The organism is Brevundimonas sp., assembly GCF_965227765.1.
Classification (GTDB): Bacteria; Pseudomonadota; Alphaproteobacteria; order Caulobacterales; family Caulobacteraceae; genus Brevundimonas.
The window spans coordinates 456,039-481,818 of the sequence record NZ_OZ245778.1; the positions used below are offsets into that span (position 1 = coordinate 456,039).

General features: G+C 67.6%; 26 protein-coding genes. 13 read left to right on the plus strand and 13 right to left on the minus strand.

The genetic code is table 11. The features are described 5' to 3' along the window. Positions 1 to 70: 70 nt before the first annotated feature. Together ACO05L_RS02215 and ACO05L_RS02220 are read left to right on the plus strand one after the other, a co-directional pair. Positions 71 to 1,009 (plus strand): lipid A-modifier LpxR family protein, encoded by a 939-nt coding sequence (locus ACO05L_RS02215; protein ID WP_421730552.1) that lies wholly within the window; start codon positions 71 to 73, stop codon positions 1,007 to 1,009. Positions 1,010 to 1,085: 76 nt separating this feature from the next. Beyond that, positions 1,086 to 3,134: an OPT family oligopeptide transporter gene (locus ACO05L_RS02220; RefSeq protein WP_421730553.1), complete on the plus strand. Its 2,049-nt coding sequence runs from the start codon at positions 1,086 to 1,088 to the stop codon at positions 3,132 to 3,134. 61 nt (positions 3,135 to 3,195) lie between these two features. On the opposite strand, the gene ACO05L_RS02225 is transcribed toward ACO05L_RS02220, so the two are convergent. Continuing rightward, entirely contained in the window at positions 3,196 to 3,672 is a 477-nt protein-coding gene (locus ACO05L_RS02225; RefSeq protein ID WP_421731720.1) for a prolyl-tRNA synthetase associated domain-containing protein, read from the minus strand. A gap of 118 nt (positions 3,673 to 3,790) precedes the next feature. Here ACO05L_RS02225 and ACO05L_RS02230 point away from each other — a divergent pair, with 118 nt between their 5' ends. Then, the gene (locus ACO05L_RS02230) at positions 3,791 to 4,531 is read left to right on the plus strand and encodes a DUF6065 family protein (protein WP_421731721.1); all 741 of its coding nucleotides are present in this window, start codon (positions 3,791 to 3,793) and stop codon (positions 4,529 to 4,531) included. Between the two features lie 70 nt (positions 4,532 to 4,601). Here the strand turns inward: ACO05L_RS02230 and ACO05L_RS02235 are convergent, their stop codons facing one another. The 6 genes from ACO05L_RS02235 to glmS all read right to left on the minus strand — a co-directional run bounded on the left by ACO05L_RS02235 (position 4,602) and on the right by glmS (position 10,677). Continuing rightward, a complete protein-coding gene (locus ACO05L_RS02235) occupies positions 4,602 to 5,168 on the minus strand; it encodes a CC0125/CC1285 family lipoprotein (protein ID WP_421730554.1) in 567 nt (188 codons plus the stop codon). Positions 5,169 to 5,252: 84 nt separating this feature from the next. After that, positions 5,253 to 5,900: a LysE family translocator gene (locus ACO05L_RS02240; protein ID WP_421730555.1), complete on the minus strand. Its 648-nt coding sequence runs from the start codon at positions 5,898 to 5,900 to the stop codon at positions 5,253 to 5,255. A gap of 68 nt (positions 5,901 to 5,968) precedes the next feature. Then, positions 5,969 to 6,496 carry a hypothetical protein gene (locus tag ACO05L_RS02245; RefSeq protein ID WP_421730556.1) on the minus strand — a complete coding sequence of 176 codons (528 nt, stop codon included), beginning with the start codon at positions 6,494 to 6,496 and terminating at the stop codon, positions 5,969 to 5,971. A 102-nt stretch (positions 6,497 to 6,598) separates the two neighbouring features. Next, positions 6,599 to 7,840 carry an argininosuccinate synthase gene (locus tag ACO05L_RS02250; RefSeq protein ID WP_421730557.1) on the minus strand — a complete coding sequence of 414 codons (1,242 nt, stop codon included), beginning with the start codon at positions 7,838 to 7,840 and terminating at the stop codon, positions 6,599 to 6,601. A 91-nt stretch (positions 7,841 to 7,931) separates the two neighbouring features. After that, positions 7,932 to 8,810 (minus strand): UTP--glucose-1-phosphate uridylyltransferase GalU, encoded by an 879-nt coding sequence (gene galU, locus ACO05L_RS02255; RefSeq protein ID WP_421730558.1) that lies wholly within the window; start codon positions 8,808 to 8,810, stop codon positions 7,932 to 7,934. Positions 8,811 to 8,859: 49 nt separating this feature from the next. Then, positions 8,860 to 10,677 (minus strand): glutamine--fructose-6-phosphate transaminase (isomerizing), encoded by a 1,818-nt coding sequence (glmS, locus tag ACO05L_RS02260; protein ID WP_421730559.1) that lies wholly within the window; start codon positions 10,675 to 10,677, stop codon positions 8,860 to 8,862. A 151-nt stretch (positions 10,678 to 10,828) separates the two neighbouring features. Here glmS and glmM point away from each other — a divergent pair, with 151 nt between their 5' ends. Further along, positions 10,829 to 12,178 carry a phosphoglucosamine mutase gene (gene glmM, locus ACO05L_RS02265; protein ID WP_421730560.1) on the plus strand — a complete coding sequence of 450 codons (1,350 nt, stop codon included), beginning with the start codon at positions 10,829 to 10,831 and terminating at the stop codon, positions 12,176 to 12,178. Here the strand turns inward: glmM and ACO05L_RS02270 are convergent. Beyond that, entirely contained in the window at positions 12,175 to 12,819 is a 645-nt protein-coding gene (locus tag ACO05L_RS02270; RefSeq protein ID WP_421730561.1) for a DUF805 domain-containing protein, read from the minus strand. The genes glmM and ACO05L_RS02270 overlap by 4 nt on opposite strands. A 4-nt stretch (positions 12,820 to 12,823) precedes the next feature. Then, a complete protein-coding gene (locus ACO05L_RS02275) occupies positions 12,824 to 13,147 on the minus strand; it encodes an ArsR/SmtB family transcription factor (protein WP_421730562.1) in 324 nt (107 codons plus the stop codon). Between the two features lie 48 nt (positions 13,148 to 13,195). Between ACO05L_RS02275 and ACO05L_RS02280 the strand changes: the two genes are divergently transcribed. Beyond that, positions 13,196 to 13,492: an SRPBCC domain-containing protein gene (locus ACO05L_RS02280; protein ID WP_421730563.1), complete on the plus strand. Its 297-nt coding sequence runs from the start codon at positions 13,196 to 13,198 to the stop codon at positions 13,490 to 13,492. Then, entirely contained in the window at positions 13,489 to 13,674 is a 186-nt protein-coding gene (locus ACO05L_RS02285) for a hypothetical protein (RefSeq protein WP_421730564.1), read from the plus strand. Before ACO05L_RS02280 ends, ACO05L_RS02285 begins: the two co-directional genes overlap by 4 nt. Here ACO05L_RS02285 and ACO05L_RS02290 read toward each other — a convergent pair. Continuing rightward, positions 13,671 to 14,987: an FAD/NAD(P)-binding protein gene (locus ACO05L_RS02290; RefSeq protein WP_421730565.1), complete on the minus strand. Its 1,317-nt coding sequence runs from the start codon at positions 14,985 to 14,987 to the stop codon at positions 13,671 to 13,673. The two genes, ACO05L_RS02285 and ACO05L_RS02290, sit on opposite strands and share 4 nt — an antisense overlap. A 3-nt stretch (positions 14,988 to 14,990) precedes the next feature. Then, positions 14,991 to 16,490: a phosphomannomutase/phosphoglucomutase gene (locus ACO05L_RS02295; protein ID WP_421730566.1), complete on the minus strand. Its 1,500-nt coding sequence runs from the start codon at positions 16,488 to 16,490 to the stop codon at positions 14,991 to 14,993. A gap of 294 nt (positions 16,491 to 16,784) precedes the next feature. Here ACO05L_RS02295 and gpmA point away from each other — a divergent pair, with 294 nt between their 5' ends. The 4 genes from gpmA (at position 16,785) to ACO05L_RS02315 (ending at position 20,735) form a co-directional block, all read left to right on the plus strand. Next, the gene (gpmA, locus tag ACO05L_RS02300) at positions 16,785 to 17,498 is read left to right on the plus strand and encodes a 2,3-diphosphoglycerate-dependent phosphoglycerate mutase (RefSeq protein ID WP_421730567.1); all 714 of its coding nucleotides are present in this window, start codon (positions 16,785 to 16,787) and stop codon (positions 17,496 to 17,498) included. Then, positions 17,495 to 18,127, plus strand: coding sequence for a bifunctional diaminohydroxyphosphoribosylaminopyrimidine deaminase/5-amino-6-(5-phosphoribosylamino)uracil reductase RibD (locus ACO05L_RS02305; protein ID WP_421730568.1), 633 nt, complete (start codon positions 17,495 to 17,497; stop codon positions 18,125 to 18,127). The genes gpmA and ACO05L_RS02305 overlap by 4 nt, the downstream gene beginning before the upstream one ends. A gap of 71 nt (positions 18,128 to 18,198) precedes the next feature. After that, entirely contained in the window at positions 18,199 to 19,482 is a 1,284-nt protein-coding gene (locus tag ACO05L_RS02310) for a pentapeptide repeat-containing protein (protein ID WP_421730569.1), read from the plus strand. Then, positions 19,479 to 20,735: a pentapeptide repeat-containing protein gene (locus ACO05L_RS02315; protein ID WP_421730570.1), complete on the plus strand. Its 1,257-nt coding sequence runs from the start codon at positions 19,479 to 19,481 to the stop codon at positions 20,733 to 20,735. Before ACO05L_RS02310 ends, ACO05L_RS02315 begins: the two co-directional genes overlap by 4 nt. A gap of 69 nt (positions 20,736 to 20,804) precedes the next feature. Here the strand turns inward: ACO05L_RS02315 and ACO05L_RS02320 are convergent, their stop codons facing one another. Further along, complete coding sequence (locus ACO05L_RS02320) at positions 20,805 to 21,272, minus strand: Hsp20 family protein (protein ID WP_421730571.1); 468 nt, start codon at positions 21,270 to 21,272, stop codon at positions 20,805 to 20,807. A gap of 256 nt (positions 21,273 to 21,528) precedes the next feature. Here ACO05L_RS02320 and ACO05L_RS02325 point away from each other — a divergent pair, with 256 nt between their 5' ends. The 3 genes from ACO05L_RS02325 to ACO05L_RS02335 all read left to right on the plus strand — a co-directional run bounded on the left by ACO05L_RS02325 (position 21,529) and on the right by ACO05L_RS02335 (position 24,440). Further along, positions 21,529 to 22,350, plus strand: coding sequence for a class I SAM-dependent methyltransferase (locus ACO05L_RS02325; RefSeq protein WP_421730572.1), 822 nt, complete (start codon positions 21,529 to 21,531; stop codon positions 22,348 to 22,350). 177 nt (positions 22,351 to 22,527) lie between these two features. Further along, a complete protein-coding gene (locus ACO05L_RS02330) occupies positions 22,528 to 23,421 on the plus strand; it encodes a class I SAM-dependent methyltransferase (RefSeq protein WP_421731722.1) in 894 nt (297 codons plus the stop codon). Next, positions 23,418 to 24,440: an alpha/beta fold hydrolase gene (locus tag ACO05L_RS02335; protein WP_421730573.1), complete on the plus strand. Its 1,023-nt coding sequence runs from the start codon at positions 23,418 to 23,420 to the stop codon at positions 24,438 to 24,440. The genes ACO05L_RS02330 and ACO05L_RS02335 overlap by 4 nt, the downstream gene beginning before the upstream one ends. Positions 24,441 to 24,464: 24 nt before the next feature. Here ACO05L_RS02335 and lysA read toward each other — a convergent pair whose 3' ends face one another. Then, positions 24,465 to 25,766, minus strand: coding sequence for a diaminopimelate decarboxylase (gene lysA / locus ACO05L_RS02340; protein ID WP_421730574.1), 1,302 nt, complete (start codon positions 25,764 to 25,766; stop codon positions 24,465 to 24,467). Positions 25,767 to 25,780: the final 14 nt, after the last annotated feature.

Genomic DNA, 25,780 nt, shown 5'->3' on the forward strand with positions numbered 1-25,780 from the left:
AGAAGTCTGTTGGCGACGGCCCGCTTTCGAGTCAGGGTAGGCGTCGTTACAGGCGGTGAGGGGACCGTTGGTGCGTTTGTCTAGAGTTATCTGTGTCCTGGCGATGCTGTCGGCCCCTGCGGTCGCGGCCCAGGCGCAATCGACTCTCAGCACCGCCAGCCTGAACACCACCAATCTGGCCACACCTGCTCCCGCCCTGGATTCGGCCTGGGCGCGCGACCAGGAGTTGGGCCTGCTGCACGGCCAGACGACGGCGCAGCTGAACAGCCAGACCGCCTTCACAGCCGACACCGGTCGCGACTTCGGTCCCGCCGTTGAATTTCGGGAACCGACACAGAATGCCTTTGGGGCCAGCCTGACCTCGACAGGCGTGGCCGGGTTCGCAGCGACCAGCAACCAGGACATCTGGGTCGAAGGCGACGGGTTCAGCGACCGGCTGCGTGTCACGACGCGTGGGACCCTGCGCCGGGCCGACGGGACGCCGGTTCCTCCGGGCCTGCAGGACGTCGCCGGCTTCGATGTCGAGGGCTATGACCTGCGCTACACGCGCGGCTGGCCTGTTGCGCGGGGCTATACGCCCTCCGGGCTGGAAGTGACCCTGACGCCCCACGCCGGCATCGGCGTCGGCGACCGGGGCGGCTCGGCCGAGGCGGGCGCCACCCTGCGGATCGGTCAGGGATTGGACAGGATGGTCCGCGAGGGCACGGAGGCGTTCGGAGAGCGCGCGCGCTGGTATCTGTACGCCGCCGGATCGGGCCGCGCAGTCGGCTACAACTTCGCCCGCACCCGCGATGGCGACTATGCGCGGTCGGGCTACACGCATGATTCCGGCTCCTTCCTCGGCGACGCCTCGATCGGGGTGGCCTACCGCAAGGGGGCGATGCAGGGCTCGTTCGGCGTCGTCTATCGCCAGATCGAGGCCGAGGGCCTGCCCCGCAACGCCAATGTCGACAAGGATGTGTCCGAAGGCCTGATCGCCTTCCAGCTGTCGCTCAAGCCTGAGTGGTAGGCTGCGCGATTAACGCTGGGGACTAGCCAGCGGGGCCGTTCTCCGTTTACCTCGCCGGCAACGGAGACACCCCTCGATGACCGACACACCCCCGACTGCGCTCAAGCGCGTCGAACTGACGATCCGGGCCCTGATACTGGGCTGTCTGCTGGCCGTCATCTTTACCGCCGCCAACACCTATCTGGGCCTCAAGGTCGGCCTGACCTTCGCCTCGGCCATCCCGGCCGCCGTCATCTCGATGGCGGTGCTGCGGGCCTTCAAGGGCTCGTCCATCTGGGAGAACATGACCGTTCAGACCGTCGCCTCGGTGGGCGGGGCCATGAGCTCGATCATCTTCGTCCTGCCCGGCCTGGTCATGGTCGGCTGGTGGCTGGACTTTCCGTTCTGGGAATCGGTGACCATCTGTATCCTGGGCGGCGTCCTGGGGGTCACCTTCTCGATTCCGCTGCGTCGCGCCCTGGTCGTCAACGCCGGCCTGCCCTACCCCGAGGGCGTCGCCGCCGCCGAGGTGCTGAAGGTCGGCTCCCCCGGACAGGAACAGACCGCCGAGGCCGTGCGCGAGAACAAGGCGGGCCTGGGCGTCGTCGTCGTCGGCGCCGTGGTCTCCGCGGCCTATGCCTTCCTGATCGCCGCGCGCGGGTTCGCCGGCGAGGCCGCCCGCTTCTTCAAACTGCCCGCAGTCCTCGGCGGAGGCGCCACGGGCTTCGGCTTCGGGATGCAGTTCGCCCTTCTGGGCGCCGGCCACCTGATCGGCCTGACCGTCTGCCTGGCGCAGCTGTTCGGCCTCGTCCTGGCCTGGATGATCATCGTGCCGATCCTGACCTCGCCCGACACCATCGCCTGGCTGACCGCCAACGGCATTCCGTCCATCGCCACCACCCTGCCCGCAGGCGCAGGAGCCGAGGATCTGGCCGGCCTGGTGTGGAGCAAGGAGGTCCGCTTCATGGGCGCGGGCGTCATCGGCGTCGCGGCCATCTGGACCCTGATCAAGCTGATCGGTCCGCTGATCGGCGGGCTGACATCGGCCCTGGCCGCCCAGGCGCGCCGCAAGTCGGGCGAGGTGCTGGAACGGACCGAGCAGGACATCCCCATCACCATCGTCGGCATCACCTCCATCGTCTGCCTGGCGGGCATCGCGGTCCTGCTGGCGCTCTTCACCCAGGGCACGGCCCTGGCCCAGGCGGCTCCCGCCTTGGTCATTGGCGGCCTGATCTATGTCGTCGTTATCGGTTTCGCCGTGGCCGCGATCTGCGGTTACATGGCCGGGCTGATCGGCTCGTCCAACAGCCCGGTCTCGGGCGTCGGCATCATCGCCATCGTGGTCGCCTCCCTGCTGATGCTGGTGGTCATGGGCGTCAGCGGCGTGCCCGCCGACCCGTCCTTCGTCGCTTTCGCCCTGATGGTCACGGCGATCGTCTTCGCCGTGGCGGTCATCGCCAACGACAACCTTCAGGACCTCAAGACCGGCCAGCTGGTCGAGGCCACGCCGTGGCGCCAGCAGCTGGCCCTGATCGTCGGGGTCGTCGCCGGCGCCCTGATCATCCCCTTCGTGCTGAGCCAGCTGAACGCCGCCTTCGGCTTTGAAGGCGGCCCCAAGGGGATCGCCGACCAACCCCTGGCCGCACCTCAGGCCACCCTGATCTCGGCCCTCGCCAGGGGCGTCATCGCCGGCGACCTGCGCTGGGACCTGATCGGCGTCGGCGCCCTGATCGGCGTCTTCGTCATCGTCCTGGACGCGGTCCTGGCGCGGACCACCAAGGGCAGGATCAAGCTGCCCCCCCTGGCGGTCGGCATCGGCTTCTATTTGCCCGCCGCCATCACCACGATGCTGGTCGTGGGCGGCGTCATCGGCTGGGTCTATGAAAAGGGCATCAAGGGCACCCGCTTCGCCGACATCGGGCGGCGCATGGGCGTGCTGCTGGCGTCCGGTCTGATCGTCGGCGAGAGCCTGTTCGGCGTCTTCCATGCCGCGACCATCGTCTCGACCCAGCAGGAAGCGCCGTTCGGCCTGGTGCCAGAAGCCTCCGGCTGGCCGGCGATGCTGGTCGGCGCGGTCGCCTTCATCGTGCTGACGGGGCTGCTCTACACCTGGGTCCGTCGGGTCTCGGCCAAGGTCGCGGGCTGATTTCGGCTCCTCCCCGTTCGCCGCGTGGCGAATGGGGAGGAGGCTCCCGCCTCACCCTGCCTCAGCCCGCCATGAAGTCGGCCACGATCGGTTGGCGGTCCAGCAGGGTCAGGAACCGCCGGAACGCCGCCTGATCCAGGGCCGTGGTCGCCGTATTGATCAGGGGGTGAAAGTTGACGATGTCGGCCTCCCACAGGCGCCGGTCCAGTACGAACCGCACCTGATGGTCAGTGTCGTTGATCAGGCCCAGAGCCGTTACCGACCCGGGCCGCACGCCCAAAAGCTCATACATCCGCTCAGGGCTGGCGAAGGAGAACCGCCCCGTGCCCGCAGGGGCGCTGATCAGGGCCGGAACGCGGTTCAGGTCGATGACGGTGTCCTGGGCCGCCGAGATCAGCCAGATGCAGTTCTTCTTGTCCTTCAGAAACAGGTTCTTGGTGTGCAGGCCGGGCAGGGCCGCCTTGAGTTCAAACCCCTCCTCGACGCGAAACACGGCCGGGTGGTCGTGCGTGACCTGATCGACGCCGTGTTCCGCCATCCAGCCGACAAGGCGTTCGCGGTCGTATGCAGGTGCGGGAACATCGGACACGGTTGAGAACCTGGGGCTGGCCGGGCTAGGGATGAGCAGCGCCTCGCTTACAGACTGGAGCCCTGCCTTGGAACTGGAATGCTATCCGATGACGGCGACGCCGCCGGACATGATCCCCGGCCGCCAGTCGCGCAACTGGATGGACGCCTTCGCCAGCCGGCATCCCTATCGCTGCCTGCCGCTGACCATGGCCAACACCACGGGGTGGGAGCTGTTGTGCCCGTTCGGCTTTTCGGCGACGTGGAACGGCGGGCCGAGCCAGGACGACATCGTCATCACGCCCGACCGGCCCCAGCATGACATGAAGCATTTCGTCACCTCGCACTTCTCGCGCGGGGTCCTGACCATGCATCCGCAATATCTGTTCCGCACCCCGCCCGGCTGGGGCATGACCTGCTCGGGTTCGCCCAACCATGTAAAGGACGGCATCCAGGCCCTCGTCGGCCTGATCGAGACCGACTGGCTGCCCTTCCCCTTCACGATGAACTGGATCTTCACCCGCCCGGGCAAGATCCGCTTCGACAAGGGCGAGCCCTTCTGTTTCATCAACCTGATCGAGCACAAGAAGGTCGAGAGCTTCCAGCCCATCATCCGCACCCTGGAATCCAACCCGGTGATGCATGGCCAGTTCGAGGCCTGGAACCGCCAGCGCACCGACTTCAACAAGCGGCTGTCCTCAGGCGATCCTGACGCGGCCAAGGAGGCCTGGCAGCGCTTCTACTTCAAGGGCGAGATCCCCGAGGATCTGGGCACGGCGCCGGCGTCGCACGCCAACAAGCGCCGGCTGAAATCGCCCCGGGTGGGATAGGCCGACATCGAAAAAGGGGGCGACCGGCCTGCGCCGATCGCCCCCTTCGTCTTTCTTCCGCAGCCGCCGATTACATCGGGCGGGTGACGCGCGAGCCCAGGTTCTGGATCACTTCGCGGGCGTCGAAGGCGTTGGGATCATTGGCCGGCTTTTGGCCCCGCCCCATGATGACTTCGGACGTCGCCTCGAAACGGTCGATCTGACGGGTGTCGAAGCCTTGGCGGCCCCAGAAGGGGTCATTCCAGCGGCTCCAGTATCCACCGCGGGAATAGCGCCACGACGGACCCCAGTAGGGGCTGTAGAAGCGGTCATAGAAGGGCTCGGGCGAGGACACGATCCGGGTGTCGCGATCCGTGGCGCGATTGACGGTCGAGAACCAGTCAAAGCCGTTCTCGGTCGTCAGTTCGGCGGCGCGCAGCAGCAGGCCCATCTCGACCTGCTCTCGCGAGGTGACCGAGTTGCCGGCGAAGGTGACGCGGAAACGATTGTTCTCCAGCCTCTGTTCGGCGTAACCGCCGCGGACGCCGCCTGCGCCTGCGGGCTGGTAAGGGGTCGCCGTCGCACAGGCCGCCAGCGTCAGGGCGGCGGCAGCGACCAGGCCGAACCTGATCGAGGCGGTTTTGAAAGGTGATTTCATCTGATGAACTCCTGGGAGAGCCCAGAAGGCGCTCCACGATCTGAACGGCGCATGAACGGCTCCGTTCCCGCACCAAGCAACCCGTTATAAACGCGACACAATCAAGACAGAGGCCAGCAGCAGCAACCCGCCAACGACAAGGCTGAATCCCCGCTGGAAGCCGGGCCTCGACATCGCACGCGCCATGGCTGCGCCACCTAGACCGTAGGCGCTCATCGACAGGGCGTCCATGCCGATCCCGGCGAGCGCGAACAGGGCCATCTGGGGCGCCATCGGCCGCGCGGCGTCAAGAAAGGGCGGCAGGACGGCGGAGAAGAACAGCACCACCTTGGGATTGGCGAACTGGACCATGAAGCCGTCGATCAGGGCGCTGCGGCGACGATGGACAACGGGCGCGGCGGCGATGTCCGGCGCCGTGCCGCGGGGCCGGAAGGCGGCGATCAGGCTCTTGATCCCGAGCCAGGCGACATAGGCCGCACCGACCCAGGCGACGATGCGGAACACCTGCGGGAAGGCCAGAACCAGGGCGCCCAGACCCAGGGCGGCGGCGACGAACCACACCAGGGTGGCCAGGTTCATGCCCACAACTCCCAGCAGAGCCTGGCCCCGCCCGCGTTCCATGCCCGTGGCGACGGCGAACAGGTTGGCCGGGCCAGGCGTCACCGCCAGCACCGCCATCACCCCCAGAAAGGCGACATAGAGATGCGGATCGACGGGCAGGGATGACAACATGACGCGGCTTTCGGACGCGCGGGCGCTGAGGTCAAGCGACCTGAGATCCAGCGGTCATTGGCCCGCGGTCAGTCGCCGGCGTTCGGCGTTTTGGACTCATCCTCGTCGTCCAGGGTCTGATCCAGCGCGTACTGGGCCATCAGCTCATAGGTGACGAGGGATTCGGGGTCGGTCTGGGACCAGGCGCTATTGGTGGCGATGCCCGCACCCGCCGCGGCGCCTTGGGCGATACCCTGCTGGACCTCGGGGCTGTTCAGGCTTTCGGCGACCAGGGCCTCCATGTCGATATTGGCCAAGGCCTGCTGGGCGATGACCGCGGCGTGCTGGCTGATCGCGGCGGTGAACACCGCCACCTCGGGCTGGTACTCGGCCCAAAGGGCGGCGATGCGTTGGGCGCGGTCGGTCTTGCTCAGACCTTCGTCTTCATCGATCGCCTCGGCGCGCTCGCCAAAGGCTTCCATGCGGGCCTCGAAAGCCTCTGCGGCCGCTTCGACGGCGGCTTGCGAGGCGGAAGACGGCTCATCCGCGTCCTGGGCCAGGGCGGCGGACAGCGGCAGAACCGCCAGGGCGGCTGCAAGGCTCAGAATACGGATCATGGAACGGCGCCTTTCAGATGACGCCTCAGGGTCGGCGCAACGCGGCCGACCCTCAAGTGAAATCGCGGTAAGGCGGCGCTGGGCCGCCCACCTGCGCCACGATCAACCGCTGATGCGACCGTCGCGCTTGGCCAGCACGCGCAGACGCAGAGCGTTCAGCTTGATGAAGCCGGCGGCGTCGTTGTGGTCATAGGCCTGGACGCCCTCCTCGAAGGTCACCAGGTCCTGATCGTACAGGCTGTTGGGGCTCTCGCGGCCGATGATGGTGGTGTTGCCCTTGTAAAGCTTGACCCGCACCGTGCCCGACACCTTCTGCTGCGAATAGTCGATGGCGGCCTGCAGCATCTCGCGCTCGGGCGCGAACCAGAAGCCGTTGTAGATCATCTGGGCGTATTTGACGGCCAGCTCGTCCTTCAGGTGCATGGCGCCGCGATCCAGGGTGATCGACTCGATGCCGCGGTGGGCGGCCAGCAGGATGGTGCCGCCGGGGGTCTCATAGACGCCGCGCGACTTCATGCCGACATAGCGGTTCTCGACCAGGTCCAGACGGCCGACGCCATTGTCGTGACCCAGTTCGTTCAGCTTGGTCAGGATGGTGGCGGGCGACATGGCCACGCCGTCGATGGCGACGGCATCGCCCTTTTCGAAGGTCATGGTGAAGATGTGCGGGGTATCCGGCGCGTCTTCGGGGCTGATGGTCCGCTGGTGGACGAACTCGGGCGCCTCGACGTTCGGGTCTTCCAGAACCTTGCCCTCACTGGACGAGTGCAGAAGGTTGGCGTCGACGCTGAACGGAGCCTCGCCGCGCTTGTCCTTGGCGATGGGAATCTGGTTCTGCTCGGCGAACTCCAGCAGGGCCTCGCGGCTGCGGTATTCCCACTCGCGCCAGGGGGCGATGACGCGGATGTCGGGCGCCAGCGCATAGTAACCCAGCTCGAAGCGGACCTGGTCGTTGCCCTTGCCGGTCGCGCCGTGACAGACCGCGTCGGCGCCGACCATGCGAGCGATCTCGATCTGGCGCTTGGCGATCAGCGGCCGGGCGATGGAGGTGCCCAGCAGATACTGGCCTTCGTACAGGGCGTTGGCGCGGAACATCGGGAAGACGAAGTCGCGCACGAACTCCTCGCGCAGGTCGTCGATGAAGATGTTCTCGGGCTTGATGCCCATCTTCAGGGCCTTCTCGCGCGCCGGCGCCAGTTCCTCGCCCTGGCCCAGGTCGGCGGTGAAGGTCACGACCTCGGCGTTATATTCGGTCTGCAGCCACTTCAGGATGATCGAGGTGTCGAGGCCGCCCGAATAGGCCAGGACGACCTTTTTGACGGGTTTGTCGGAAGCTTTGGACATGGCGCGGGACTTTCGAGAAGCGTGGCGGGCGTATGGGCGCGCTTAAACGGCCTCGCAAGCCGGGATGCAAGGGTCGGATTGTGGCAGGGGCTTAAAGCAGGGCTGCAATCGCCTCGCGCGCCGCTGCGCCCAGGTCGGGGCGTTTCAGGGCCAGGGCGACATTGGCGCGCAGCAGGCCGATCTTGTCGCCGCAGTCGTGGGTCACGCCTTCATATTCGATGGCGGTGAAGGCCTGTTCGCCCATCAGGCGAGCCATGGCGTCGGTCAACTGGATCTCATTGCCCGCGCCGCGTTCCTGCGTGGCCAGAAGGTCGAAGATTTCCGGCTGCAGTATGTATCGGCCCGAGATCGACAGGTTGGACGGCGATGTGCCCTGGGCCGGCTTTTCGACCATCCCCTTCATGGAAACCCGGCGACCGTTACGGCTGATGGGGTCGACGATGCCGTATTTGTGGGTCTCGCTGTCCGGCACCGCCTCGACGCCGATGACATTGCCGCCGGTCTCTTCATAGGCCTGGACCAGTTGCTTCAGCGCGCCAGGCCTGCCGTCGACGATCACGTCGGGCAGCATGACGGCGAAGGGCTCGCGGCCGATGATGTCGCGGGCGCACCAGACGGCGTGACCTAGGCCCTTGGGCTGCATCTGGCGGGTGAAGCTCATCTCGCCCGCCTGGGGCAGCTCGGCCAGCAACTGGTCGAGAAGCTCGGTCTTGCCCTTGGCTTCCAGCTGGGCTTCCAGCTCGACCTGATGGTCGAAGTAGTCCTCGATGGCGCCTTTGGAACGGCCGGTGACGAAGACGATATGCTCGATGCCGGCCTCGCGCGCCTCCTCGACGATATAGCTGAGGATCGGCCGGTCGACGACGTTCAGCAGCTCCTTGGGCGTGGTCTTGGTGCCCGGCAGGACGCGGGTGCCGAGACCGGCGACGGGAAGCACGGCCTTGCGAAGGCGGAGAGGCGTAAGGGTCATTGAGGGTCCTGTAACAGCGCGCAAACGCTAGTCGTCTCGAGCCGTTCCGTCACTCCACCGTAACGGATTTCGCCAGATTGCGCGGCTGATCGACGTCCGCGCCCTTCAGCACGGCCACGTGATAGGCCAGCAACTGAATCGGGGCCGACATCACCAGGGCCGAGATCAGCGGGTCGCTGGCCGGGGCGGTGACGATGACCTTGGCTCCGGCGGGGGCGTGCTGGGCGCCCTGTGGGTCGGTGATGAAGACCACCTGTCCACCGCGCGCCATGACCTCGCTCATGTTCGAGGCTGACTTCTCGAACCAGGAATCATAGGGGGCCAGGATGATGATCGGCGTCGCCTCGTCGACCAGGGCGATGGGGCCGTGCTTCAGCTCGCCGGCGGCATAGCCCTCGGCGTGGATGTAACTGATCTCCTTCAGCTTCAGGGCGCCTTCCAGAGCCAGAGCCGACATCGGACCACGGCCCAGGTAGAGGACATCACGGGCCTTGGCGATATCGACGGCGACGGCTTTGATGGCGTCTTCCAGCCCGATGGCTTCGGCGATCAGGCGGGGCGCTTCCAGCAGCACCCGGACCAGACGTTGTTCCTCGGCTGTGTCGATTCGGCCCCTAGCCTTGGCGGCGGCGATGGCGATGGCGATCATCACGCTGACCTGGGCGGTGAAGGCCTTGGTCGAGGCGACGCCGATTTCGGGGCCGCAATAGATGGGCCAGACCACGTCCGCCTCGCGGGCGATGGTGCTCTCAGTGGCGTTGACGATGGCGGCGGTCTTCATGCCGGCCTGGGCGCAGTGGCGGAAGGCGGCCAGGGTGTCGGCGGTCTCGCCCGACTGGGACATGGCGATGGCCAGGGCGTTGGGGCGCAGGGCGGGCTGGCGATAGCGGAACTCGGACGCGATCTCGACGTCCACCGGCAGGTCGGCCAGTTGTTCGATCAGGTAGCGGCCGATCATCCCGGCGATCCACGAGGTGCCGCAGGCCACGATCTGGATCCGCTCCAGGGACGCGAAATCCACGCCGTCTACGGTCGTGCGGTCGGTCAGGGCGTCGACATAGGCGGCGATGGTGTGCTGGCAGCCCTCGGGCTGATCATGGATCTCCTTTTCCATGAAGTGCCGATAGTTGCCCTTTTCCATCAGCACGGCCGAGGCGGGCACGGTCTTGATCGGACGCGCGACCTCCTTGCCCGAGGCCTCGAAAATCCGGGCGCCCGCGTGGGTGGCCAGGACATAGTCGCCGTCTTCCAGATAGGTGACGCGGTTGGTGAAGGGGCCCAGCGCCAGGCCGTCCGAGCCGATGAAGGTCTCGCCGTCGCCGTGACCCACGGCCAGGGGCGGGCCGTTGCGCGCCGCCAGGATGACCTCGTCCTCGCCCGAGATCAGCACGCAAAGGGCGAATGCGCCCGACAGCCGGTCCAGCGTAGCCTTGAAGGCGTCCAGCGGCGCCAGCCCGGTCTCCAGGTTGGAATCCAGCAGATGGGCGACGACCTCGGTGTCCGTGTCCGACGAGAAGGTCCGGCCGGCGGCGATCAGCTCGGCCTTCAGTTCGGCGAAATTCTCGATGATGCCGTTGTGGACGACGGCGACGCGACCGGCGATGTGCGGGTGGGCGTTGCGCTCGGTCGGGGCGCCGTGAGTGGCCCAGCGGGTGTGGCCGATGCCGGTGGTCGCCGACAGCGGATCGCTGGCCAGCACCTTTTCCAGCTCCTTCAGCTTGCCCGGGGCGCGACGACGCTCCAGTACGCCGTTGACCTGTGCGGCGACGCCAGCCGAGTCATAGCCACGGTACTCGAGCCGTTTGAGGCTTTCGACCAGCCGTTCCGCGACAGGTTTCGTTCCGACGATGCCGATGATGCCGCACATGGATTGGTCTTCTCGCTTCGGTCCACGACATCAGGCCGGGGATGACGGGATGGGTGGTCTGCTCTAGGACCACTGTAGGCCGCCGACACCTAAAAAGGGGTTTCGCAAGATTTCCGGCTCTAGGTTAGCCGCCACGATAAGGAGACCCGCCTTGGGCGACAGGAAATATTTCGGCACCGACGGCATCCGGGGCCGCGCCAACACCAGCCCGATGACCGCCGAGGTCGCCCTGCGTGTCGGACTGGCGGCGGGCAAGCTGTTCATGTCGGGCGACGACCGCCGGCATCTGGTGGTGATCGGCAAGGATACGCGGCTGTCGGGCTATATGATCGAGCCGGCGCTGGTGGCGGGTTTCGCCTCGGTCGGCATGGATGTGCGCACCTTGGGGCCGATCCCGACCCCGGGCGTGGCCATGATGACCCGGTCGATGCGGGCCGACCTGGGGGTCATGATCTCGGCCTCGCACAACAGTTTCCACGACAATGGCATCAAGCTGTTCGGCCCCGACGGCTACAAGCTGTCGGACGAGATGGAGCTGAAGATCGAGGCCATGATGGACGCGCCGCTGGACCAGGGTCTGGCTGCGGCGGACGCCCTGGGCCGGGTCAAGCGGATCGACGAGGCGCCCGCCCGCTATATCGAGATCGCCAAGGCCGCCTTCCCCAAGGCGCTGAGCCTGCAAGGTCTGCGCATCGCCATCGATTGCGCCAATGGCGCCGGCTACAAGGTCGCCCCGACCACCCTGTATGAGCTGGGCGCGGAGGTCTGCCCCGTTGGAGTGTCGCCGAACGGGACCAATATCAACGCCGAATGCGGCTCGACCCATCCCGGAACCCTGGCGGCGGCGGTAAAGGAATATCGCGCCGACATCGGCATCGCCCTGGACGGGGACGCCGACCGGCTGATCGTCTGCGACGAAAAGGGCCAGGTGGTCGACGGCGATCAGATCATGGCCATGATTGGCAAGGACTGGGCCCAGCGCGGCATTCTGAAGGGCGGCGGCGTGGTCGCCACCGTCATGTCCAACCTGGGACTGGAACGCGCCATGTTGGCCGAGGGCCTGACGCTGGAGCGGACCAAGGTCGGCGACCGTTACGTCATGGAGCGGATGCGTTCGGGCGGGTTCAACCTGGGCGGCGAGCAGTCGGGCCACCTGATCCTGCACGACTACGCCACCACCGGCGACGGCCTGATGGCGGCGCTGCAGGTCCTGGCCGTTCTGGTCGAGAGCGGCCGGCCGATGAGCGAGCTGGCGCGCCAGTTCGAGCCCGTGCCGCAACTGCTGCAGAACGTGCGCTATTCCGGCGGCAAGCCGCTGGATGACGCCCAGGTCATCGCCGCCATCGCCGATGGCGAGGCCCGGCTGAACGGCTCGGGCCGTCTGCTGGTCCGCCCGTCAGGAACCGAAAAACTGATCCGCGTCATGGCTGAGGGCGACGACGAGACCCTGGTCAAGGCCGTGGTTTCGGACGTCGTCGGCGCGGTGAAGGCGGCGGGCTAGGTCTCCAGCGGATCGGCGCCATAGCGATTGGCTCCAGATGTGCCCTTGCGGGTGCATTGGATGATCAGCGCCAGCAAGGCGCCAAGATAGGCGATGTTGTTCAGGAACAGACCGAAGAACAGGCCCATGTTCGGCTCGGTCTCGCCCGCCATGTCCGCCATCATCATCGGGAACAGGCTCAGGCCTCCGACGAGGAAGACGACCGGCGCCAATCCGAGGAAGCCAGGCCGATTGCAATCATGCAGTCGCCGGCACACCGCCGCCGCCAGCAGGACGACAGCCACCACGACCACAATGGCGAGCACGCCAAAAAAAGCTGAAAAGTCGAGGGTCGGCGCATCCGGGTGTGAGGCGTCGATCGAGATCGAATAGCTGCCGGGCGATGACTGTGTTGTGGCGGCTTCCGGGTGCTCGGCGGCGAACGTCTGCATCGCAGCGATCATGCCCTGCATCGCCCACGCCATGGCCGCTCCGCCAAGGGCGAGCACGCCGACGAAGACCACGCCCGCATAGGGCCAGAACTGGCCGATGGTGTCGCGGCCCGAGAACCGAGCGAGGCTCTTGAAGCCACGCAGCACAGGGTTGGTCATCACTGTCTCCATCTGCTCTCCAGCGTAGCCGTATTGATTGCGGCGCGCCAACTCGTCAGGTCTCCAGTCGCGTCTTCAGATCCTCCAGCATGGCCACCGACTGGCGCGCATAGGGTTCGATCCAGCGGTCGTGGACACGCTTGATGGGCAGGGCGTCGAGATGGTTCCAGCGTTCGCGGCCCTCGCGGCGGACGACGATCAGGCCGGACGCCTCCAGCACTTTCAGATGCTGCATGACGGTGCAGCGGTCCAGGTCGGCGTGCCGGGCGCACAGGTCGCCCGTCGTGCGCGGCGCATCCTTCAGATCATCCAGCAACCGGCGACGCAGAGGCGACGCCAGAGCCTTGAACACGGCGTCCATTTCCGATTCGGTTGACATGTTATAGAACTATAACATATTCCTGACGCCAACAAGAAGGAGGATCCGATGAACTTCAAATTCCAGGTCAGCGCCCGCATCGCCAGGCCGGTCGCCGAAACCTTCGAGGCCGTGGCCGATCCCGCGAAATTGTCCCGCTATTTCACCACCGGCGGCGCGGTCGGGCGTCTGGAGGCCGGCAAGACGGTGCATTGGGAGTTCGCCGACTTTCCCGGCGCCTTTCCGGTCCAGGTGGTCGAGGTCGTGGCCAACGAGAGGATCGTGCTGAGCTGGGAGGCCAACAGGGCGTGCCCGATGGCGATGCGCCGGTCGTCGACGCGGGCTACTGGACCACCGTCACCATGACCTTCGCCTCTCTGGACGACGACAAGCGGACACTGGTCACCATCGCCGAAGAGGGCTGGAAACAGACCGAGACGGGGCTGAAGGCCTCCTACGGCAACTGCATGGGCTGGTCGCAGATGCTGTGCGCGCTCAAGGCCTGGGTCGAGCATGGCGTCAACCTGCGCGAAGGCATGTATCGCTAGGCGTCGGTCAGGGCGCCGACGACATCCTCGATCCGCTTCTTGATATCCGGCACCGCAATCGTTTCCCAGAAGGCCGCGCGGGCCGGGGGGCCAAGCACGAACAGGGTCGGATCGGCGGCGCCCGAGGCGTTCAGCACCCTGCCAAGGGCGTCGAGGTCCAGGCCCAGCCGCAAAGGGTCGAGCCGCGCACGGCCCGAAGCCAGCAGCGGCCCGGTCAGGGGATCGCCGGCCGGGTCATGCCCCGGGCCGGTGCAGTCGATCAGCCAGCGGGCGGTCCGGGGCGGTTGGGTGGCCCCGTGACGCGGCGTCCAATCCAGGCGGACCCGCTCGCCCTCATCCCTGATGGCCCGCACCCGGCCCGCCGTCAGGGTCAGGCGGTGGTCGGCCAGCAGGCGATAGATGACGGCGGCCACATCGGGGGCGATGCGGTGCCGATGCACGTCCCACCAGGGCCGCAGGTGCCGCACGATCCGACCGCGGGTCGCGGTGTCGGCGCCCGCCCACAGATCGGCGGTCACAGGGCGCAGCCCCTCCATCATGCTGCGCCAGCCGCGCTGGTCGGCCAGGCGGCGGGCGGCATGGACGCGCTCTGACAGGCGGCCGGTGGTCATGGCCTCCACCGGCGCGGCGGGAGCGTCGGGCGCGGCCTTGTGGGCGCGAGGCATCAGGCCGCGACGCGACAGGGCGAAGGCGCGGCCTCGCCAGCCTCCGGCGTCGAGCACAAGCAGCATGTCGACCATGGTCAGGCCGGTGCCGACGATGACGATGTCGTCGTCCGCGCCGATGCGCGCCAACGCCTCCGGCGCCCAGGGATCGGGAATGACGGCGCTTGGTCCCGCACTGGCGGGCGCGGTCTTGGGCGCGGGATTGCCGGTCGCGAGGACTACCGCAGAGGCGACAATGGTCTCGCCGCTGGCCAGCCGAACGCCGTCAGGTTCGATCGCGGCCGCCCGGCCCGTGACCCGGCGGATCAGGCCCGGATGGGCGGCCTCGACCCGGGCCAGCCGGTCCTGGACATAGAGGCCGAAAAGGCGGCGCGGCGCAAAGCCGTCTGGATCGGCCCAGCGGGGATGGTCCTGGGCCAGCCAGCGGACGAAATCATCGGGATCGGCGGCCAGGGCGCTCATTGCGCGACTGCGCACATTCAGCAGATGGCCGTCGAAATCGGTGGAATAGGCCACGCCCAGGCCGAAGCCGCCCGTTCGGTCGATCACCGCAGAAGCGACGCCCCGTTCAGCCAGACGCGCGGCCAGCATGGCGCCGGAATAGCCGCCCCCCACGATCGCGACGGGACCGCGGGGGGACGGGGTCATGGCTCAGATTTCCTGATTATAGGCGCCGACCTCGGGATAGGCGGCGAGGCGGGGCTTCACCTCGTTGTGGAACAGGGCGCGCATGTCGTCCTCGGACCGCATGGATTCGACCACCACGACCAGTTCGGGCTTGTTCGACGAGGCGCGGACCAGCACCCAGGAGCCGTCTTCCAGATGCACGCGGGCGCCGTTCACGGTGATGACCTCGACGATCTTGCGGCCCTGGATGGAGCCGCCTTCCTCGCCCAGCTTGACGTATTCGGCGACGATGCGCTCCAGCACCTCGTACTTCAGCTCGTCGTCGCAGTGGGGCGACATGGTCAGGCTGGTCCAGGCGTCCGGCAGGGCGGTCTTCAGCTGGCTGAGGGTCTTGCCCGGATTGCGGTCCATCATCTGCAGGACGGCGGCGGCGGCGACCAGGCCGTCGTCGTAGCCCCGCCCGATGGGGTCTGCCAGGAAGAAGTGGCCCGACTTCTCGAACCCGGCCAGGGCGCCCAGTTCGGCGGTCTTGCGCTTGATGTAGGAGTGGCCCGTCTTCCAATAGACGGTGTTGGCGCCATTGGCCTTCAGCACCTCATCGGTCTTGTACAGGCCGGTCGATTTCACGTCGACGACGAAGGTGGCGTCCTTGTGCAGGGCCGACAGGTCGCGCGCCAGCAGCAGGCCGATCTTGTCGGCGAAGATCTCCTCGCCCGTGTCGTCCACCACGCCGCAGCGGTCGCCGTCGCCGTCGAAGCCCAGGGCCAGGTCGGCGCCCGTCTCGCGAACCTTGGCCGCCATCTGCACCAGCATGGCGTGGTCTTCGGGGTTGGGGTTGTATTTGGGGAAGGTGTAGTCGAGCTCGGTGTCCATCTCGATCACCTCGGCGCCCAGCATGCGCAGGGCGTCAGGGGCGAAATTGCCCGCCGTGCCGTTGCCGCAGGCGGCGACCACCTTGAGCGGACGGCTCAGCTTGATGTCGCCGACGACCTCTTTCAAATATTTCTCGCGGAAGCCCTCGACCCGCTCCAGCCGACCGCCGGGACGCGACACGCCGGTCCCGCCCAGGACGATCTCCTTCAGGCGGCCGATCTCCTCGGGGCCGAAGGTGACGGGCGGATTGGAGCCCATCTTGACCCCGGTCCAGCCGTTCTCGTTGTGCGAGGCGGTGACCATGGCGACGCAAGGGGCGTTCAGCTCGAACTGGCCGAAATAGGCCATGGGCGACAGGGCCAGGCCGATGTCCAGCACCTCCATCCCGCCTTCCAGCAGACCCAGGATCAGGGCCTGTTTCACCGTCAGCGAATAGGACCGGTAGTCGTGGCCGACGACGATGCGGGGCTGGACGCCGATCTCGTGGACATAGGTGGCCAGGCCCAGGCCCAGGGCCTGGATGCCCAGAAGGTTGATTTCCTTGTCCAGGATCCAGCGCGCGTCGTATTCGCGGAACCCCGTCGGCTTGACCAGGGCGATGGTCTCGAAGTCTGCGGTGTTCGGGACCAGGTCCTGGCGGGGCTTCTGCATACGGGTATCCGTCTAATAAGGGCTCAGGTCAGAGCAGGTCAGGGCCAGACGAGCGCGAGGGCGACGAGGCCCGCGGCGATCCCGGCTGACAGGGCGAAGAACACGCGGTCCGACATGACGGCGGTATAGCCGCGCCTTCCAAGGCCGACAACAACGCGCCGTCTTGGCTAACGCTCCCAGCCCTCAATCGAAGCCTCGTCGGTACGGCAAACCTTGACCCTTTGGTGACGCCCCCCTAGGCGAGGGCGGACCCTGCCCGACTCCCACGGGTAACGCCGGTCTGCGGAGACGCCTATGCCTCGTCTGATCCTGTTGCGCCATGGCCAGAGCCAGTGGAACCTCGAAAACCGCTTCACCGGCTGGGTCGATGTCGATCTGACCGCCGAGGGCGAGGCCCAGGCCCGGCATGGCGGCGAGCTGATCGCCGAGGCCGGGTTCAAGCCGGCGGTGATGTTCACCTCGGTCCTGACGCGGGCCAAGCGCACAGGCGCCTTGGCCCTGAGCGCCGCCAAGCTGTCGGATGTGCCGGTCATCGAGGACTGGCGCCTGAACGAGCGCCACTACGGCGGCCTGACCGGCCTGGACAAGGCCGAGACGGCCAAGAAGCACGGCGATGACCAGGTCAAGGTCTGGCGCCGCAGCTATGACATCCCGCCGCCGCCGCTGGAGGCGGGGAGCGAATGGGACTTCAACGCCGACCCCCGCTATGCCGGACAGGCCATTCCCGACACCGAAAGCCTGAAGACCACGCTGGACCGGGTCCTGCCCTATTGGAACGACGCCATCGCGCCGCGCCTGAAGGCCGGAGAGGATGTGCTGATCGCCGCTCACGGCAACTCGCTGCGGGCCATCGTCAAACACCTGTTCTCAGTGCCGGACGACAAGATCGTCGATGTCGAGATCCCGACCGGCAACCCCCTGGAGATCGACCTGGACGCAGACCTGAAGCCGACGACGGCGCGTTATCTCGACGCGACGCGGGCCACCCCCCTGCCAGGCGTCGCATGAGCGCGGACCTGAAGACAGACGAAGGCCATATGCGTCGGGCGCTTGCCCTGGCGCTGGAGGCCATGGGCACGACCTGGCCCAATCCGGCGGTCGGTTGCGTCCTGGTCAAGGATGGCGAGGTCGTCGCCGAGGCCGCGACCGCGTCCGGCGGCCGTCCCCATGCCGAGGAACAGGCCGTTCCCGCCGCTGGGGACAGGGCGCGGGGATCGACCGCCTATGTGACCATGGAGCCCTGCGGCGCCCGGTCGTCGGGCCGATCGTCCTGTTCGCAATTCCTGGCCGAGGCCGGCGTCGCCCGCGTGGTCGTGGCCTCGGTCGATCCCTCGCCCTTCGCTTCGGGCCGGGGCGTCGAGCGCCTGCGCCAGGCCGGATTGACGGTCGAGACCGGACTTTTGGCCGACGAGGCGGCGGTTCTCTACGAAGGCTATCTGCACCGTCTGGGCACGGGCCGGCCCATGGTCCGCGTCAGCGAGGACGGAAAGGGCTTCGACGCCCGCTTCGCCGCATCTCCGCGCGCCGATCTGGCCACGGAGCTGCAGCGTCTGGGCGAGGCCGGATATACGCGGGTCTGGACCAGTCCGGGCGAACTCGCCGACGCGCTTTCGGCGCAGGGCCTGTTGACCGAATAAGTCCAGCGAGAACAGCGGAAACCGGGGTTTCCGAAAAGCTTCATTAAGCGTGTTCGGCGCATGGTCCCGTCATGGGGGCGATTGTCGAAGAACAGGTCAGGCGGCGGCTCAGCCAGGATGAGCTGAACGCGGTCTGTGCGCGGCACGACCGGCTGTGGCAGGCCCGGCCGGGCGGGGCGCGCGCCGTCTTCGCCTGGATGGACCTGTCGGGGCTGAGCCTGGCTGGACGCAACCTGGCCGACGCCGACTTCTCCGCCGCCTGCCTGGCCGACTGCGACTTGACGGGGGCCACGCTCGACAACGCCTCGTTCTTCGGCGCGGATATGCAGAACGCGACCCTGACGGACGCCAGCCTGAGGCGTGCCGACCTGCGCGGCGCCTGTCTGCGCGGGGCCGATCTCTCGGGCGCCGATCTGTTCGAGGCCGACCTGCGCGAAGGCACCCTAGCCACAGCCGTGGCCGGGGGCGGATACAAGGTGGTTCAGGCCCAGAGCCGCGAAAGCTGGGGGCGTGACACCCAGGCCCAGGGCGCCTGTCTGGCTGGGGCCAACCTGCAACGCTCGCGCCTGTCCGGCATCGTGGCCCAGGCCGCCGACTTCTCGGACGCCATCATGAAGGACTGCAAGCTGGTCCGGGCCAATCTCAAACAGGCCAATTTCCGCGGCGCCGACCTGGCCGGGGCCGACCTGTCGGGCGCGGATCTGTCGGGCGCCGACCTCAGGGATGCGGTCCTGGTCGGGGTCAAGGCGGCGATGTGGCGGACCGACGGAGCCAATCTTGACGGCGCCCTGACCGACGACAGACCTGCCGGCGCCTCGCTCGCGCGGATGCCCGCCGCCGACATGCTGCATGAACACGCGGTCTGGTGCGAGACCGGCGGGGCGGAGGGGCAGCCCTCGGTCTTCGACGGGGTCGACCTCAGGCCCCTGAAGGCCATCAACGGGCTGAACCTGACCGCCCTGTCGGCCAAGAAGGCCGTCTTCTATGGCCTCGACATGGAAGGGGTGCAGCTTCAGGGCGCGCGGCTGGAGGGGGCGGACCTGCGTTCGACCCGGATGCGGCGCGCCGACCTGCGCGGGGCGCGGCTGGTGGGCGCAAAGCTGGGCGGCGCGGACCTGCGCGAAGCGCAACTGGGGCCGCTGATGATCGGACCGGACCGACTGCTGGGCTCCGACCTGACCGGCGCCTCGCTGCGTGGGACCGACCTTGCGGGAGCCGACCTGCGTCGCGCCAACTTCACCGACGCCGATCTGACCCGCGCCAGTCTGCACGGCGCTCAGGCCAGACACGCCGACTTCACGGGTGCGGTCCTGACCGGGGTGAAGGGCCTGATTCTTGAAGAGGATGCGGCATGAGCGGCGCCAGACGCCGACTGGGGCAGGGCGATTTCGATATGTTCGCCTCTGCTCACGCGCGCCTGGTCGAGGGGCGGGCGGGCGGACGTCGGCTGGTGCTCAAGTTCGTCGACCTTTCGGGGTTGAACATGGCCGGACTGGTTCTGGACGACGCCGACTTCACCGGCTCGACCCTGGATGGCGCGCGGCTGATGAATGCGCAACTGGCACGCGCGGTGCTGTTCGGTTGCGATCTACGCGGCACGGACATGAGCGGCGCCAACCTTCGCCGGTCGGATCTGCGGGGCGCCTGTCTGCAGGGCGCCAACCTGACCCTGGCCGACCTGACCCAGGCGGATTTCCGGGAGGGCGCTGTGGCTGTGCCTCACGAAACCAGGGGATTCGCCGAGGCTCGGCAGGTCAACCGCAACGGCATCGCCGACGGCGCGCTTTTCGCCGGCGCGACCCTGGACGGATCGCGTTTCGACGGCGTCAGCGCGTCCAAGGCCGACTTCACCGACTGTTCGATGCGGGGCGCCACCCTGACCGGGGCCAATCTTAAGGACGCCGACCTGTCGGGGGCCATGCTGGAAGGCGCCAATGTCGTCGGCGCCAACCTGACCGGCGCGCGTTTCATCGGCGCCGACCTGTCTGGCGTCGCGGTCGAGACCGCCAAACTTGACCGCACCGACATGACCGGCGTGTTGCGGGCGCCGGGCGCCGAGGCGGTGAATCGCGCCGCGGCCCTGATCGAGATGGCCCTGGACGCCAATGCCTGGGCCGAGAGCGGCGGGGTGCTGGGCGCGCCGGCTGTGTTCGACGGCGAGGATCTGCGGCCTCTGGCCGGCCGGCTGAAGGGCCTGAGGCTTCCGGCTCTGAGCGCGAAGAACGCCTGCATGGTCGGGCTGGACCTGTCTGGCGTCCCCCTTCAGGGCGCCAATCTGGAAGGCGCCGACCTGCGCGGCTCCAACCTGACGGGGGCGGACCTGCGCGGAGCCAGGATGGCCGGCGCCCGGCTTAACAAGGCCGACATGACGGGGGTGCTGCTGGGGCCGCTGCCATTGGGCGGCGCGCGGTCCATGCCATCGACCCTGACCGGCGCCCGACTGTGCTACGCCGGTCTGGTCGATGCCGATCTTTCGCAAGCCATGCTCGACCAAGCCGACCTTACAGGTGCGAACCTGACCCGTGCCGATCTGACGGGGGCTTCTCTTGAGGGCTGCATCCTGGATCGCAGCACAGGCGCGCCGCTGACGACGTCCCAGGCGGCCTGACCACCGGCAGATGTGAAAAAGGGCGACGCGAGCGCCGCCCTTCCTCTCACATGGACACGAAGGCCGAAATCAAGCGGCGGCGACTTCACCTTCGATCAGGGGCGACTTGGCCGAACCGATCTGGATACGGCGCGGCTTGAGCGCCTCGGGCAGTTCGCGTTTCAGGCTGATGGACAGAAGCCCATCGGCCAGGTTGGCGTCCTCGACAATGACGAAGTCGGCCAGCTGGAACCGGCGCTCGAAGTCACGCTCGGCCAGGCCGCGGTGCAGATAGGTCTTCTGTGGCGCCGTGTCGTCGTTGGCGGTCTTGCGGCCGGTGACGGTCAGCAGGTTTTCCTTGACCTCGATGGTCAGTTCCTCGGGCTTGAAGCCGGCGACGGCGATTTCAACGCGATAGGCGTTTTCTCCCGTCGTCTCGATATTATAGGGCGGCCAGCCATTGGCCTCGTGCGTCGCAGCGGCGCTTTCCAGCTGCCGGGCCAGGCGGTCAAAGCCCACGGCCGAACGATAGAGGGGGGTGAAGTCGATGGTACGCATGTCGATCTCCTGATCATCAGCAAGATGGAGCCGCTCCGCGTTTGATGCCCGGAACGGCGGTGGGTGTTCGGATCGGCAGTCCCGGTTGGGCCCCGCTGGTCCGAGAAGGCCCGAAATCGGCGCCTTCGATTACGATGTGGGCGACAGTTTTTCCGGTTCAAGACCCTGGCCCCTCAGGAAGCGGCGACAACGCGTCACTTGTTCGCCGACCTCATCCGCCTATGGATAGGCGACCTCGTCGCACCCGGAGCCTCCCATGCGCCTGACCCCTCGTTCCGCCCTGGCCCTCGCCCTGGCGGCTCTCGCCCTGCCGACGGCCGCCTTCGCCCAGGAGGCGTCACTGCCCAATCTGGGTGAAAGCCCGGCCCAGCGCGAAGCTCGCCGCGCCGCCATGACGCCGCCAGTGCTGCAAGAGGACGAACAACTTCAGGCCGCCATCGGCTCCGACGCCCGTCCCGCCGCCGACATCGCCCGCGATGTCTATCGCCACCCCTACGAAAGCCTGACCTTCTGGGGCCTGACGCCCGGCATGACGGTGGTCGAGGTCGAACCCGGCCGGGCCGGCTGGTGGAGCAATATCCTCAAACCCTATGCCGCGGCGACCGGCGGGACCTGGATCGGCGCGCCCAAGCCTGTGGAGACCATGGGTGTGGCGGATGGCGCGGCCGACATGGTCCTGGTGGCGCGGGCCTTCCACAACTGGGCTCAGGATGGCCGGACCGAGCCCTATCTGGCGGCCTTCTTCAAGGCCTTGAAGCCCGGCGGCATCCTGGCGGTGGAACAGCACCGCAGTGAGGACGGCCTGAACGTCGCGACCACCGCCCCGACCGGCTATGTGCCTGAATCCTATGTGATCCGTGCGGCCCAGGCCGCCGGCTTCGTGCTGGAGGCCCGCAGCGAGCTGAACGCCAATCCCGCCGACGACCATCAGCACCCGTTCGGCGTCTGGACGCTGAAGCCCGTGCGGACCTCGGCCGAGGATGACGGGACCAATGCCCTGACGCCGGAACAGCGCGCGGCGTATGACGCCATCGGCGAAAGCGACCGCATGACCCTGAGATTCCGCAAGCCCGGCTGATCGCAACCGCAATCGGGTGCGCGACGGCTTTTGACCGCGCGGACGAACCTCTTTAATCCCGTTTCGCCCGGACAGGACCGCAAGGTTCGGGAGTTCCGGGGGGAGATCTGCATGGACGATGGCAAGCCGGCACCATTCCGACCGGCGGCACCGCTGATCGCGTCGCGCCATAACCTGATGGGGCGACGATCCCTGCTGGCTGGCGCCATGGCCAGCGCGCTGACGGCCGGACTGGCCGCATGCGACCGCTTCGGCAAGAAGAAGCCAGCCGAGCCCGAAGCCCCGCCTGCGCCGCAAGGCCCGCCCGAAGGCTCGCTGGAATGGGCGGTCGAAGGCCCCTGGCGGGCGGCGGACAGGCCGCGCGACGAATGGCGTCACCCGATGGAGACGCTGCGGTTCTTCGGACTTCAGCCCAATATGACGGTGGTCGATTTCTGGCCCGGCAGCGGCTGGTACACCGAGATCCTGGCCCCCTATCTGTCGCGCGGCGGGGGGACCTATTACGCGGCGGGCTTCGCCACCGGCCCCGGCGCCGACCCGGCCCAGGCCGCCCTGATGGCCAACTACGAACAGCGCTTCACCGCCGACAAGAAACTGTACGGCGAGGTGCGGTTCTCGTCCTTCGGCGCGGCGCCCGGCCCTGTGGCCCCGGCGGGAACGGCTGACCTTGCCCTGTTCATGCGTCAGATTCACCAGTGGATGGCTGCCGGTATCGCCGAGAAGGCCTTCGCCGACGCTTATGAGGCCTTGCGCCCCGGCGGCGTTCTGGGCGTCGAACAGCACCGCCTCGCGCCCGACGAGGATCAGGATCCGGCCGCGACCAACGGCTATGTCCAGGAAGGCTTTGTGCGCCAGCTGGCCGCCGAGGCCGGATTTATCTTCGTCGCCGCGGCCGAAATCAACGCGAATGAAACGGATACAAAGGATCATCCGTTCGGCGTCGAGACCCTTGCTCCCAATCGTCTCACCGCGCCAAGGGGCTCTCCCCCCGACCCGAAGTTCGACCGGGCCAAATATGATGCGATCGGCGAGAGCGACCGCATGACCTTGAAGTTCAGGAAGCCTGAGTGAACCGCGCCGCCGCCCTTGCCGCCCATGCCCCCTTGATGGGGGTGCCCGGCGCCGCCTCGCCCCCCGGCGGACAAGGCGACTGGTTCCGTGGAGCCGGCGGCCTGCGCCTGCGCGCCGCCCTGTGGACGCCGTCGCAACTGGTCGCCGCCAAGCCGCGTGGCACCGTGGTCCTGTCGCCGGGCCGCACCGAACCGATCGAGAAGTATTTCGAGGTCATCGGCAATTTCCTGGCGCGCGGCTTCTGCGTCCTGGCCCACGACTGGCGCGGCCAGGGGCTGTCGGCCCGGCTGCTGCCCGATCGGCTAAAGGGCCACGCCCGCGCGGTCGAGGAATTCCTCGACGACTATGACCGTCTGCTGGCCGATTACGAGACTCGCGCGCCCAAGCCGTGGATCATGGTCGGCCATTCCATGGGTGCGGCGCTGAACCTGCTGACGCTCGAAAACGGCGAAAGCCGGTTCTCGGGCGCGGTCCTCTCGGCGCCCATGCTGCGGATCAAGACCGGCAAGCGGTCGATGTGGTCGGTCAAGCTGGCGGTTCGGTGGAACCTGCGTCACGGCAAGGCGGGCGACTATGTGCTGGACGACGCCGACGATCCGTTCGACCACACCTTCGAACACGACGCCCTGACCTCGGACGAGACCCGTTACGAACTGTGGCGTCAGCAGCTCTACGCCTGCCCTCACCTGGCCGTGGGCGGGGTGACCTGGGGCTGGCTGGCCTTCGGGTTGGACGCCGGCGAGCGGGCGCTGAAGCCCAAGGCGCTGAAATCGGTGAACATCCCCTGCACAATCGTCCAGGCGGCCGAGGACGACCGCGTCTGGAAGCAGACCAATCGCTGGGCCGCCAAGCGGCTGGGCCGCGGCCGCTATGTCGAGGTTCCGGGCTCCAAGCACGAGGTCATCATGGAGACCGACGAACTGAGAGCGCATTTCCTCTCTGAGTTCGACGCCATGGCCGACTATGTCGCGCCGATCGAGGACCTGCGTCCGATCAAGCAGGCCGAAGCCGTCGCCTGACGCGTTCGATGGCGGCGCGGCCGGCTAGAGCCAGTCCGCCATCGGTTCGCGGGCCAGCATCTCCTCAAGCGTCGGTCGAGGGCGGATGACGGCGTAGCGTTCGCCGTCCACCAGCACCTCGGGGACCATGGGCCGCGAGTTGTATTCACTGGCCATGACCGCGCCGTAAGCCCCGGCGCCGGCGAAGATCACCAGATCGCCCGCCTCGACCGGCAGCATGGGCCGGCCGCGGGCGAAGGTGTCGCCGGTCTCGCAGACCGGGCCGACGATGTCGTAGGCGACGGGCGCTCCGGCGCGGGGGCGGACCGGCAGGACCTCGTGGAAGGCGTCGTACATGGCCGGGCGGATCAGGTCGTTCATGGCCGCATCCAGCACCAGGAAACGCCGTCCATCAGCGCGCTCGGTGACCTGGATGACCCGCGACACCAGGATGCCGGCGTTGGCCGCCAGCAGCCGGCCCGGCTCGAACGCCGCCTCGACATTCAGTCCATCCAACACGCCTGCGGCCATGGCCACATACTCGGCCGGAGAGGCGGCGATGCTTGAGGCATGATCGGCCCCGACATAGGGCACGCCCAGGCCGCCGCCGAGGTCGAGCCGCTCGACGCTGAGCCCCTCGGCGCGCAGCTCCTCGGTCATGGAGCGCAGCAGGCGGAACGCGGCTTCCAGCGGCGTCAGGTCGGTGATCTGGCTGCCGATATGGCAGGCCAGGCCCACGGGCGTCACATGGGGGGAGGCCGAGGCGCGGGCATAAAGCGCCATGGCCTCGTCGACGGGTACGCCGAACTTGTCGCCCTCGCCGCCCGTGGTGATCTTGGCGTGACCGCCCGCGCCGATCTTGGGATTGACGCGGATGGCGATGGCGGGCGACGCGCCCCTGTCCTGAGCGATGGCGATCAGCCGATCCAGTTCGGCGGCGCTCTCGATGTTGATCTGGCGAACGCCCGTGTCGATGGCGAAGCCCAGTTCGGCGTCGGTCTTGCCCACGCCCGAGAAGATGATCTTGGAGGCCGGCACGCCCGCCTTCAGGGCGCGTCGGATCTCGCCCTCGGACACGGTGTCGGCGCCGCAGCCCAGCCGCGCCAGGGTCGCCAGCACCGACAGGTTGGAGTTGGCCTTGACCGCATAGGCGATCAGGGCCTCGCCCCCATTCGGTCCGCCCAGAGCCGCGGTATGGGCGTCCACCGCCTCGCGCAGGACGGCGTAGTGCCGCGTCAGGGTGGCCGACGAATAGACATAGGCCGGCGTGCCGACGTCCTGAGCCAGGGCCTCCAGAGAGACGGCCTCTGCGTGCAGGGCGCCGGACTTCAGTTCGAAATGATGCAAAACGATAGGTCCGG

What these genes read in the sequence shown, in the direction of transcription:
- ACO05L_RS02220 (WP_421730553.1), top strand. Translation starts at nt 1,086, where the DNA reads ATGACCGACACACCCCCGACTGCGCTCAAGCGCGTCGAACTGACGATC.
- ACO05L_RS02225 (WP_421731720.1), bottom strand. Translation starts at nt 3,672, where the DNA reads ATGGCGGAACACGGCGTCGATCAGGTCACGCACGACCACCCGGCCGTG.
- ACO05L_RS02235 (WP_421730554.1), bottom strand. Translation starts at nt 5,168, where the DNA reads ATGAAATCACCTTTCAAAACCGCCTCGATCAGGTTCGGCCTGGTCGCT.
- ACO05L_RS02240 (WP_421730555.1), bottom strand. Translation starts at nt 5,900, where the DNA reads ATGTTGTCATCCCTGCCCGTCGATCCGCATCTCTATGTCGCCTTTCTG.
- ACO05L_RS02245 (WP_421730556.1), bottom strand. Translation starts at nt 6,496, where the DNA reads ATGATCCGTATTCTGAGCCTTGCAGCCGCCCTGGCGGTTCTGCCGCTG.
- ACO05L_RS02250 (WP_421730557.1), bottom strand. Translation starts at nt 7,840, where the DNA reads ATGTCCAAAGCTTCCGACAAACCCGTCAAAAAGGTCGTCCTGGCCTAT.
- galU (WP_421730558.1), bottom strand. Translation starts at nt 8,810, where the DNA reads ATGACCCTTACGCCTCTCCGCCTTCGCAAGGCCGTGCTTCCCGTCGCC.
- glmS (WP_421730559.1), bottom strand. Translation starts at nt 10,677, where the DNA reads ATGTGCGGCATCATCGGCATCGTCGGAACGAAACCTGTCGCGGAACGG.
- ACO05L_RS02275 (WP_421730562.1), bottom strand. Translation starts at nt 13,147, where the DNA reads ATGTCAACCGAATCGGAAATGGACGCCGTGTTCAAGGCTCTGGCGTCG.
- ACO05L_RS02280 (WP_421730563.1), top strand. Translation starts at nt 13,196, where the DNA reads ATGAACTTCAAATTCCAGGTCAGCGCCCGCATCGCCAGGCCGGTCGCC.
- ACO05L_RS02285 (WP_421730564.1), top strand. Translation starts at nt 13,489, where the DNA reads ATGACCTTCGCCTCTCTGGACGACGACAAGCGGACACTGGTCACCATC.
- ACO05L_RS02290 (WP_421730565.1), bottom strand. Translation starts at nt 14,987, where the DNA reads ATGACCCCGTCCCCCCGCGGTCCCGTCGCGATCGTGGGGGGCGGCTAT.
- ACO05L_RS02295 (WP_421730566.1), bottom strand. Translation starts at nt 16,490, where the DNA reads ATGCAGAAGCCCCGCCAGGACCTGGTCCCGAACACCGCAGACTTCGAG.
- gpmA (WP_421730567.1), top strand. Translation starts at nt 16,785, where the DNA reads ATGCCTCGTCTGATCCTGTTGCGCCATGGCCAGAGCCAGTGGAACCTC.
- ACO05L_RS02305 (WP_421730568.1), top strand. Translation starts at nt 17,495, where the DNA reads ATGAGCGCGGACCTGAAGACAGACGAAGGCCATATGCGTCGGGCGCTT.
- ACO05L_RS02310 (WP_421730569.1), top strand. Translation starts at nt 18,199, where the DNA reads ATGGGGGCGATTGTCGAAGAACAGGTCAGGCGGCGGCTCAGCCAGGAT.
- ACO05L_RS02315 (WP_421730570.1), top strand. Translation starts at nt 19,479, where the DNA reads ATGAGCGGCGCCAGACGCCGACTGGGGCAGGGCGATTTCGATATGTTC.
- ACO05L_RS02320 (WP_421730571.1), bottom strand. Translation starts at nt 21,272, where the DNA reads ATGCGTACCATCGACTTCACCCCCCTCTATCGTTCGGCCGTGGGCTTT.
- ACO05L_RS02325 (WP_421730572.1), top strand. Translation starts at nt 21,529, where the DNA reads ATGCGCCTGACCCCTCGTTCCGCCCTGGCCCTCGCCCTGGCGGCTCTC.
- ACO05L_RS02330 (WP_421731722.1), top strand. Translation starts at nt 22,528, where the DNA reads ATGGGGCGACGATCCCTGCTGGCTGGCGCCATGGCCAGCGCGCTGACG.